Annotated in this window: 9 protein-coding genes; 6 read left to right on the top strand and 3 right to left on the bottom strand. The window is 53.4% G+C overall.

From position 1 onward, the window contains the following. Positions 1-135 precede the first annotated feature (135 nt). The 3 genes from GXP52_10685 to GXP52_10675 form a co-directional block, all read right to left on the bottom strand. On the bottom strand, positions 136-960 hold the full coding sequence (locus GXP52_10685) for an enoyl-CoA hydratase/isomerase family protein (protein ID NOY87746.1): 825 nt from the start codon (positions 958-960) through the stop codon (positions 136-138). Positions 961-1,084: 124 nt separating this feature from the next. Beyond that, positions 1,085-1,534, bottom strand: coding sequence for a MerR family transcriptional regulator (locus tag GXP52_10680; protein NOY87745.1), 450 nt, complete (start codon positions 1,532-1,534; stop codon positions 1,085-1,087). A gap of 128 nt (positions 1,535-1,662) precedes the next feature. Continuing rightward, a complete protein-coding gene (locus GXP52_10675; GenBank protein NOY87744.1) occupies positions 1,663-2,310 on the bottom strand; it encodes a CBS domain-containing protein in 648 nt (215 codons plus the stop codon). Between the two features lie 366 nt (positions 2,311-2,676). On the opposite strand from GXP52_10675, the gene GXP52_10670 reads away from it, so the two are divergent. The 6 genes from GXP52_10670 to GXP52_10645 all read left to right on the top strand — a co-directional run bounded on the left by GXP52_10670 (position 2,677) and on the right by GXP52_10645 (position 10,176). After that, entirely contained in the window at positions 2,677-3,447 is a 771-nt protein-coding gene (locus GXP52_10670) for an ABC transporter ATP-binding protein (GenBank protein ID NOY87743.1), read from the top strand. Between the two features lie 77 nt (positions 3,448-3,524). Beyond that, positions 3,525-5,438 carry a long-chain fatty acid--CoA ligase gene (locus GXP52_10665; protein ID NOY87742.1) on the top strand — a complete coding sequence of 638 codons (1,914 nt, stop codon included), beginning with the start codon at positions 3,525-3,527 and terminating at the stop codon, positions 5,436-5,438. Between the two features lie 192 nt (positions 5,439-5,630). Then, complete coding sequence (locus tag GXP52_10660) at positions 5,631-6,524, top strand: branched-chain amino acid ABC transporter permease (GenBank protein ID NOY87741.1); 894 nt, start codon at positions 5,631-5,633, stop codon at positions 6,522-6,524. A gap of 4 nt (positions 6,525-6,528) precedes the next feature. Further along, entirely contained in the window at positions 6,529-7,596 is a 1,068-nt protein-coding gene (locus GXP52_10655; protein NOY87740.1) for a branched-chain amino acid ABC transporter permease, read from the top strand. 432 nt (positions 7,597-8,028) lie between these two features. Then, positions 8,029-9,246 carry an ABC transporter substrate-binding protein gene (locus GXP52_10650; protein NOY87739.1) on the top strand — a complete coding sequence of 406 codons (1,218 nt, stop codon included), beginning with the start codon at positions 8,029-8,031 and terminating at the stop codon, positions 9,244-9,246. Between the two features lie 120 nt (positions 9,247-9,366). Further along, the gene (locus tag GXP52_10645; GenBank protein ID NOY87738.1) at positions 9,367-10,176 is read left to right on the top strand and encodes an ABC transporter ATP-binding protein; all 810 of its coding nucleotides are present in this window, start codon (positions 9,367-9,369) and stop codon (positions 10,174-10,176) included. The last annotated feature ends 64 nt before the right edge of the window (positions 10,177-10,240 follow it).

Raw genomic sequence — 10,240 nt, 5'->3', positions numbered from 1 at the left:
CCGGGCGCGATGATGACTTTTTGCGAAGTCATCAACTTTTATAGGGTCGTAAAAAGTCCTTAATGGCTTTTTACTCCACGGAAAGCGAAAAGTGTCATTTTCACTTTCCTCACAAATCTTCGATTTGAGCGCCCTTCACCGGGCGCGATGATGACTTTTTGCGAAGTCATCATCCTCGAACCTCGGGGGGCGCTTTTCGAGAAACGCGGAAATACCCTCCCTGGCATCCGGCATGGAAAAACAGTAGGCGAAAGCCTCCCTTTCCAGTGCCAGGCCGGCCTCAAGGCTGGCGTCCATGCCCCTGAGGATGGCGGACTTGGCAAGGGTCATGGATACGGGGGATTTCCGGGAAAGCATCTTAGCATATTCCATTATTGAATCCTCAAACCCATCGTCGGAAAACACTGCATCCACCAGCCCCATGGAAAGTGCCTCTCCCGCCTGGACAAGGCGCCCGGAAAATATCATCTCTTTGGCCCGTCCCAAGCCGACCCGCCGCGGCAGGCGTATGCAACCTCCCCATCCCGGAAGAATACCAAGATTTGTCTCCACCAGGCCCAGCCTTGAGCCCTCACTCGCCAGTATCAGGTCACATGCGAGGGGCAGTTCCAGCCCACCACCCACGGCGACCCCCTGAACGGCCGCGATGACCGGAATGGGCAGGGCCTCGATTTTCGTCATAATCCTCTGGGCGAACGTGGAAATATCCCTGGCGTCCTTGCCGTTGAGGGTGATGAGCAGATTCAGGTCCGCACCAGCGGCGAAGGCCTTCTCCCCCTCACCGCGAATGATCAAAACCCGGACATTTCCATCCCCTTCCACTTCATCGAGAACGGCCGTAAGTTCCGCCAGCATCTCCCGATTGAAGGCGTTGAGCTTGTCCGGACGACTGAGGGTCGCGATACCGATTCGACCTCTGGTCTCGTACTTTACCGTACCCACATCTTTTTCTTCGGCCATTATAACCTCCGCTGTTCCCAAGGCACCGTATCCCCGCACCTCCGTGTCCGATCTTCCCCTCTGGACTCTGGACTTGTTCGCCACATTGAATGTTGAACTGGTCTATCCCGTTGGACTCTGGACTTTAATCCGCCCCCATCTTCCCTATCATTCTCTCCCTGTAGGCAATGATATCGTTTTTGAGAAGACGGAGGTTCTCCATCCTGGTGTCGATCCTTCCCAGTTGCTCATCGAAGAACTGGACAAGCAGCGGAAGAACCTTCCTGTTATCCCCGCATCGCCTGTACAGATCCTCGAGTTCCATCATCTCCGAGAGGGAAAGTCCGAGATGCTTGAGCCTTTTTATGAACTTGAGCCTTCTGATCTCGTCCGGACCGAACATCCTCCGCCCGTTTTTGACCCTGGAGACGCTGTCCAGCAAACCTATCTCCTCATAATAGCGGATGGTTCGGGTGCTTAGACCTACCTCCCTTGAAACTTCGCCGATGGCTAAGGTCGGCTTTCCGCCTCCGTCCCGTTGACGGACCTCCTGTGAATCCGACAACTTTGATTGGGTCGTAAAAAATCCATTCATGGCTTTTTACTCCACGGAAAGCGAAAAATGTCATTTTCACTTTCCTCACAAATCAACAACTTGCGCTGCAAGCCATTGATTTGGGCGCCCTTCCCGGGCGCGTTGATGACTTTGTAAAAAGTCATCAACTATTTCACCTCATCCACGGATATGATCTCGAACCCCCTGCTCTTCAGTGTGCCGAGCACTTCCGTCATGTCAGAAGCATCCAGATGGAGAATAACGGTCTGACGGCCGGGGAGAGGGCTCTCAATGGAGACAAGGCTCTTAATGGTTTTCCCCTCATCCTTGGCAGCTTTGACAATGTCGACGAGAAGCTCCCCCCTGCCCCTACCGATCTCCAAAGTAATCCTGACACCCGGCCCGTCCATACCCAGTATCTTCATCAGTATCCGGAACATGTCATTATTGGTCAGGATCCCGAGCAGTTTTCCCTTCTCCACGACAGGCATGGCGCCAATTCGCTTCGTCTGCATGGTACGTGCGACATCTTCCACGTGAGCATCCGGACCGCATGTGATCACCTCTTTCTTCATGACCTCCCTGACTTTCATCTTTGACAGAAGGAAGTTGATCTCCCGCTTGGACAGATCCGTTGCCTTTGAGGGGGAAGCGTCCCTGAGGGTATTCCGACTTACAATCCCTACAAGCCGTCCGTTTTCCACCACGGGTACATGACGTATCCCCTCATGTTGCATGGTCTTGGCGACATCGATTACAAGGTCGTCGGGATGGACGGTAGCGATCGCTTTGGTCATATAATCTCTGGCAAACATCGAGGAACCCCCTTTCTTTTTTGATACCCTCGTAAAAAGTCTCTTTCGGGACTTTTTGCAAGTCCATCAAACATTGTTTTAACAGTTTTTTCAAGCTCAACTGAAAATAAGGTTACCGTCATGGAAGGTGGCGTGTCAACACATATATTACACTTTACGTTAACTGGCAATATAGTCTTAATCAAGCGAAACAGCATGACCCCCTTTACGGCTTTGCCCTTGACAGGTGAAGCGCAAATAGCGTAACTGTATGAAAGTTTTATCCAGGCAATAATAAAACGTCGTTTTAGTGTTGGAAGCGCGATCCCCTTGGGAAATTGCCGGTCCAGGGATGCCTCCATCCGACATCCGGGAGGTCTCCCCCCCTTGCCAATTCTTGAGCTGAAGGACATCTATCTGCACTTCGGCGGGATCATGGCCTTAAACGGCATTAATCTTCATGTACGCAAGGGGGAGATTTTCGCCATCATCGGTCCAAACGGTGCCGGCAAGACCAGCATATTCAACTGTATTTCAGGTCTATATCACCCCGATCGGGGCAGCATCATCTTCAAAAATAAAGGGATTTCCAAACTCTCCCCACATCGAAGAGCGGAGCTTGGGCTAGCCCGGAGTTTCCAGAATATTGAGCTGTTTCGCGGGATGTCGGTTATCGACAACCTCATGCTGGGAAGGCATATCCACATGAAAACGGAACTTGTCACCGGCGGTTTCTTTTTCGGCAAAGCCCGCAGTGAGGAGATCCGGAACAGGGAGATTGTCGAGGAGATCATCGATTTCCTTGAGATCCAGAATATCCGCAAGGAGACAGTCGGCACCTTGGCCTACGGCCTGCAGAAGCGCGTGGAACTGGGCAGGGCCCTTGCCCTCAACCCTGAGGTGCTCCTCCTTGACGAACCGATGGCCGGGATGAACGCGGAGGAAACGGAGGACATGGCCCGTTTCATCCTGGACATTAACGAGGAACGAGACATTACGGTCGTGCTCATAGAACACGACATGGGTGTAATCATGGATATTTCCGACAGGATATGCGCCCTGGATTTCGGGGTCAAAATCGCGGAAGGCCGGCCGGAGGAAATTCAGGCGGACCCCAAGGTCGTCAGCGCCTACCTGGGTGATGATGAAGAATTGTAAATAGAATCGAAGAGACTTTTTGTGAGGTTCTTAAATTGTTCTGGAAAAAAGACAGACAGCCCGCCAACAGCCTGGACATAAGGGCACGGGATACCCTCCCGAGGCTTCTGGTCCGTAACGCGCGGCGCTACGGCGACAAGAAGGTCGCCCTGAGGGAAAAAGAGTTCGGAATCTGGCAGACCTTCACATGGAAGGACTACCTGGAGCATGTCAGGCTTTTTTGTCTCGGGTTGGTAAGCCTGGGTCTTGAAAAGGGCGACAAGGTTGCCATGATTGGAGACAACAGGCCTGAGTGGGTATTTGCCGAACTGGCCGCTCAGAGCGCCGGCGCGATTCCCCTTGGGATTTACCAGGACTCCACACCCAAAGAGGTGGGATACGTAATAGACCACTCCGACGCAAAGTTTGTTGTGGCTGAAGATCAGGAACAGGTGGACAAAATCCTGGAACTGCGGGAATCGATCCCAAAGGTACGGAAAGTCATATACACCGATCCCAAAGGGATGAGGAATTACGACGATGAGTTTCTCCTTGACTTCAGGAAAGTAGAGGATCTCGGTCGGGATCTTTACGCCAAGGGCTCGAAGCTCTTCATGGATATGGTCTATGCGGGCACCGGGGAGGATCTCGCCCTGATCGCCTATACTTCAGGAACGACGGGCTTTCCGAAAGGATCCATGCTGTCGCATACCAACATACTCAAGATGGCCAGCAACCTCATCAGGGTGGACCCGAAATATTCCGACGATGAATTCGTCTCATTCCTGCCCCTTCCATGGATCGGCGAACAGATGATGAGCGTTGGGAGCGCTCTTCTGGTTGGATTTACGGTGAATTTTCCGGAGGAACCGGAAACCGTTCAGGAAAACATCCGGGAGATCGGCCCCAACGTCATGTTCTCCCCACCCCGCATCTGGGAGAACCTGGCCGCTTCGGTCCAGGTCAAAATCATGGACGCCACTCCCCTCAAGAGGCTTGCATTCAACCTATCCCTGCCCATCGGCTACAGGATGGCCGACTGCAGCTTCGAAAAGAGAAAACCATCCTTTGCCCTGCGCATCCAGTATTTCCTCGCCTACCTGTTTGCCTTCAGGGCACTTAAGGATCGCCTTGGGTTTTCCCACCTGCGTTCGGCCTCCACCGGCGGGGCGGCCCTTGGACCCGACACCTTTCGATTTTTCCACGGGCTGGGCGTCAACCTTAAACAGATCTACGGTCAGACAGAGATCTCGGGGATTTCCTGCATCCACTACGACGGCGATGTCAATTTCGATTCGGTGGGAAAACCCATCCCCGAAACGGAGATCGCCATATCCCCTGACGGGGAAATTCTCTCCCGCAGTCCCAGCGTATTCCTGGGCTACTACAAGAACGATGAAGCCACGACTCAGACCCTCAAGGACGGCTGGCTCCACTCGGGGGACGCGGGACACTTCACTGACGATGGTCACCTCGTTGTAATAGACCGGGTCAAGGACGTAATGCAGATGTCCAACGGGACCCTGTTCTCACCCCAGTTCATCGAGAACAAGCTCAAATTTTCGCCCTACATCAAGGAAGCCGTGGTCATTGGAGACCAAAGAAAATTCATCACGGCCATCGTAAATATCGACATGGAAATTGTAGGAAAATGGGCGGAGAAGAACAGGACGAACTACACGACCTACACCGACCTGTCATCCAAACCCGAGGTCTATGATCTCATCGAAAGCGAGATCAGGAGAGTCAACAGTGAACTGACACGGATCAACAAAGCTTCAATCATTGTCAAGTTTGTCCTCCTGTACAAGGAACTTGACGCCGACGACGAGGAACTGACCAGGACGAAAAAGGTGCGCCGGGGATTTATCGGTGAACGCTACAAGGAGGTCATCGAGGCTATGTACACGGACACGGAAGCCGTACCTATCGACACGATCATCACGTTCCAGGACGGCCGGACGACCAGGATCAAGACAACCGTCGCCGTCCGGACCATGGATGTGGAGTAAAAAGCCATTAATGGACTTTTTACGACCCTATTAATATTGATGACTTCTTGCGAAGTCATCAACGCGCCCAATGAGGGGCGCTCAAATCGAAGATTTGTGAGGAAAGTGAAAATGACACTTTTCGCTTTCCGTGGAGTAAAAAGCCATGGATGGACTTTTTACGACCCTATTAATATAGGAAGCTGACGGAAAATGCAGGAGTTCTGGTTCTTTCTTCAGCTGATCATTCAGGGGCTCGCCATCGGCAGCGTCTACAGCCTTGTAGCCCTGGGGTTCGTCCTGATCTACAAGGCATCCTCGGTTATCAACTTTGCCCAGGGTGAACTCCTTATGGTTGGGGCCTACGTGTGCCTGTCCCTGATTGTCCAGTTTCACCTCCCCTTCTGGGCGGGGTTCCTTCTGACCATGGTATTTTCAGTTATCCTCGCCCTTGCCATCGAGAGGCTGATCCTCAGGCCGATGATCGGCGAACCGGTTATCTCCATCATCATGGTGACAATCGGCCTTTCGCTGGTCCTCAAATCCTTCGTCTCGGCGTTGTGGGGAACGCAGATCAGGGTTTTCCCCACCATCTTCCCGCAGGCGCCCGTTCGATTTGGCGAGATCGTAGTATCACAGGTCTACATCTACACATTTGCGGCATCCATCGTATTTCTCATCATCTTCGCGCTCTTCTTCAAGTACTCCCGCATGGGGATAGCCATGAGGGCCACGGCCAACAGCAACCAGGTGGCCCTTTCCATGGGAATCTCGGTCAAGAAGATCTTCGCCATTTCATGGTGCGTCGCAGCCATAGTGTCGGCGGTGGGCGGTATTCTCATCGGAAACATCAACGGGGTCAACGTGACCCTCTCTGCCGTGGGCCTGAAGGTTTTCCCTGCCGTCATCCTCGGCGGCCTTGACAGCATCCCGGGAGCGGTCCTGGGCGGGCTGATCATCGGCATCCTGGAAAACTTGTCCGGCGGCTACCTCGACCACTTCTTCGGTGGCGGGGTCAAGGAGGTGGCGCCCTTCGTAATCCTGGTCATCATCCTCATGATCAAGCCCTATGGGCTCTTCGGCACAGAGGAGATAGAGAGGGTTTAACCATATGCAGCAGTGCGGAATATTCCACGAAACCTATAAAAAGGACATGGCGATATTCCAGACCCCTTTCATCAAGGTCTGGATGGCGCTGTTTTTCATCTTCCTTGCGATATTCCCATTCATCGCCCGCCCCATCAATTCCATCGTGGGAACCAACACCCTCTACCTCGCCAACCTTATCGGGATATACATCATCGGCGCCCATGGGCTGAACATCCTCACCGGGTATACCGGCCAGATTTCGCTGGGGCACGGTGCATTCATGGGGGTCGGGGCTTATGCCTCCGCCATCCTGACCATGAGGGCGGGACTCCCATTCTGGATCGCGCTGCCCCTCGCCGGTCTTATTACCGCGGTCGTCGGGATGATTTTCGGTATCCCTTCCCTCAGACTGAAGGGCCTTTATCTTGCCATCGCCACCATGGCGGCCCAGTTCATTATTGAATATGCCATGAGAAACTGGACGGCCCTGACGGGAGGGAGTTCCGGGATGACGGTCAAGTCCCCCTCGTTTTTCGGGATTCTTCTCGACACCGACCGGTCCTATTACTACCTCATATATTTCTTTGTGATCCTTGCCACCCTCTACACCAAGAATATCACCAGGACCCGTCCGGGACGCGCGTTCGTGGCTATCCGGGACCGGCACCTTTCCGCTGAGGTGATGGGAGTCAACGTATGGCTGTACCGAATCCTCTCTTTCGGCGTCAGCTCATTCATGGTGGGGATATCCGGAGCCCTGTGGGCCCACTACGTACTTGTGGTGTCCGACGAACATTTCGGCATCTGGCTTTCGGTCCAGTATCTGGCCATGATCATCATCGGAGGGATGGGACACGTCCTGGGAGCCATCTACGGCGCCATCTTCATGACGCTTCTCCCGGAACTGCTCCGTATTCCGGAGCACGCCCTTACCACCGTCTACCCCGACATATTCGCCATATTCAACAGCCTGAGGGATGGGGTATTCGGCGTGATTATCATTCTTTTCCTTATCTTCGAGCCCGATGGCCTGGCCGCACGATGGCACACCATCAGAAATTACTGGAAGCTGTGGCCGTTTTCGTATTAACCTATGACAATCCGGCAAAAGGGCTCCAGGAGACTTTTACCGGCCTGTCACAGGTTTGAACATAAAGATTGATGACTTCGCAAAAAGTCATCAACGCGCCCACTGAAGGGCGCCCAAATCAATAACTTGCGTTGCAAGTTGTTGATTTGTAAGGAAAGTGAAAATGACACTTTTCGCTTTCCGTGGAGTAAAAAGCGGATGGGCTTTTTGCGACCCTATCAAGATTGATGACTTTGTAGTAAAAAGTCATCAACGCGCCCATTGGGGGGCGCGCAAATCAAAGACTTGCTTTGCAAGTTGTTGATTTGTGGGGAAAGTGAAAATGACACTTTTCGCTTTCCGTGGAGTAAAAAGCCATGGATGGGCTTTTTACGATCCAATCAAGATTGACCGGGGGGATAACATTCACTGAATGGGAGAAGGAGGTTTGCCATGAGCAGACGAATTTTAAGATCCAAATGGACCATCTGTGCGGTTGCGGCCCTGACGGCCATGGCCCTCGGCGTATTCGGTTGCGCCAAGGCCCCTGAGAAACCCGCCCAACCTATCCTGGTCGGCGGAATTTTCGACACCTCAGGTCCGACATCCGGGGTCGGAAAGGATTACGCCCAGGGCGCCGTGGACGCGGCCGAATACATTAATGAGCATGGCGGAGTGAACGGGCGCAATATCGAGCTCATCGCCAATGACTATGGATACAAGATCCCTGAAGCCGTGTCCCTTTACAAGACCTACAAGGACAAAGGGATATTCGTTATCCAGGGGTGGGGAACCGGCGACACAAACGCTCTTAAGGAACAGATCAACAAGGACAAGATCGTTTACATGTCGGCATCCTACGACTCCCTCCTTAACGACCCGGCAAAAACACCTTATAATTTCTATGTCGGGACAAGCTACGGGGACGCCATCCGCGGGGCCATGCAGTTCATCTCGGATACCTGGACCGATTCCATTCGAAGACCGAAGGTGGTCTTTATCTATCCCGACCATCCCTACGGCAAGAATCCCATCCCTGCAGGAAAGGCAATGGCCAAATCTCTCGGTTTCGAGATCGGCCCTGATCAGTTCGTTCCCCTTAGCGCACAAGAGGCCACCAGTCAGCTGGCCAACATGAAGAGGTTCAATCCCGACTGGGCCTGGATCGGGGGCACATCCCCATCAGCGGCCGTCATCATCAAGGACGCCGCCAAATTGGGTCTTAACACCAAGTTCATCATCAACGTCTGGGGCTTCGATGAGAACCTGCCAAAAATGGCCGGCGATACCGCCAACGGCCGCGCCTACGGCATGGGCCCCTTCGCCATGTGGGGTGCGGACGTCCCCGGCATGAAGGCTCCCATGGAAATGGCCAAGAGCAAGGACCCCAACGCGCACCATACCGTTCACTACATTCAGGCCTGGAGCTCGATGAATGTCATGTGGGAGGCCTTGAAAAAGGCTAAAACACTTGACGGTCCCGGTCTTAAGGCGGCTTTGGAGACCCTCAAGGACTTCAGTACAGGTGGGCTGACGGCCCCCATCACATTCACCGCAACGGATCACAGGCCCAATACAACCCTCAATGTCAATATGATCAACAACGAGGGTAAAATTGTAACCGTGAAAACGATCACTCTCGAGCGCAAGCCCGAGTGGCTTGGACACTAAGGTTTTGCAAACAAGGGGGGCAGATATCCTGCCCCCCTTGTTTGGTTATCACAACCATGGCACAAAACATCAGGGCTCGGAGGAGCAGGGTTGATGAACACTGCACAAACTGAAGGGAAGATGGAGAAACCGCCGACTCTGTCCCTGAACAACGTTGAAGTTATTTATGACGACGTTATCCTGGTCCTCAAGGGGATGTCCCTGGAGGTCCGCGAGGGCCAGATCGTCGCTCTCCTCGGCGGCAATGGAGCCGGAAAATCCACCACCCTCAAAGCCATATCCGGCCTTTTGAAAGGTGAGGAGGGCAAGGTTACCGATGGTTCCATCCACTTCATGGGAGAGAGGATCGACAATACCGATCCTGAGGGTATTGTCAGGAAAGGCATCTTCCAGGTCATGGAGGGCCGCAGGGTCTTTGACGATCTTTCCGTTGACGAAAACCTCATCGCCGGCGCCCACACCAGGAAGGACTGGGCCGCGGCAAAACGGGATATGCAGATGGTTTTCCAATACTTTCCACGGCTGGTCGAAAGACGCGACTCCCTTGCGGGCTACCTTTCCGGAGGGGAGCAGCAGATGCTTGCCATAGGACGGGCACTAATGGCACGGCCAAAGCTCATGCTTCTGGATGAACCGTCCCTGGGGCTGTCTCCCCTGCTGGTCAAAGAGATCTTCGGGATCATCAGGAGAATAAATCGGGAGGAGAGCACCACCATCCTCCTGGTGGAGCAGAACGCCCGAATCGCTCTGGCCATCTCCGATTATGGGTACATCATGGAGAATGGGAAGATCGTACTCGACGACCCCGTGGATAAGCTTAAGGAAAATGAGGACGTCAAGGAGTTCTACCTGGGACTGTCAAAGGTGGGTGAGAAGAAGAGCTACCGGAACGTCAAGCATTACCGCCGCCGCAAGCGCTGGCTATCTTAGGCAATCGAGAACAGATCGCCCGGCGCAGAAAGATCCTCCCCTCCTTCCCGCTGTTTCAGTAAAT

Source organism: Deltaproteobacteria bacterium (assembly GCA_013151915.1).
In the GTDB taxonomy this organism is placed as follows: domain Bacteria; phylum BMS3Abin14; class BMS3Abin14; order BMS3Abin14; family BMS3Abin14; genus BMS3ABIN14.
The sequence above is the reverse complement of the archived record's forward strand: the minus strand, read 5'-3'. Positions and strand labels throughout refer to the sequence as shown.

Bases quoted from the DNA above. Each gene is read 5' to 3' on its own strand.
- GXP52_10655 (NOY87740.1), top strand. From the start codon at position 6,529: ATGCAGCAGTGCGGAATATTCCACGAAACCTATAAAAAGGACATGGCG.
- GXP52_10650 (NOY87739.1), top strand. From the start codon at position 8,029: ATGAGCAGACGAATTTTAAGATCCAAATGGACCATCTGTGCGGTTGCG.
- GXP52_10675 (NOY87744.1), bottom strand. From the start codon at position 2,310: ATGTTTGCCAGAGATTATATGACCAAAGCGATCGCTACCGTCCATCCC.
- GXP52_10645 (NOY87738.1), top strand. From the start codon at position 9,367: ATGGAGAAACCGCCGACTCTGTCCCTGAACAACGTTGAAGTTATTTAT.
- GXP52_10660 (NOY87741.1), top strand. From the start codon at position 5,631: ATGCAGGAGTTCTGGTTCTTTCTTCAGCTGATCATTCAGGGGCTCGCC.
- GXP52_10685 (NOY87746.1), bottom strand. From the start codon at position 960: ATGGCCGAAGAAAAAGATGTGGGTACGGTAAAGTACGAGACCAGAGGT.
- GXP52_10680 (NOY87745.1), bottom strand. From the start codon at position 1,534: ATGAATGGATTTTTTACGACCCAATCAAAGTTGTCGGATTCACAGGAG.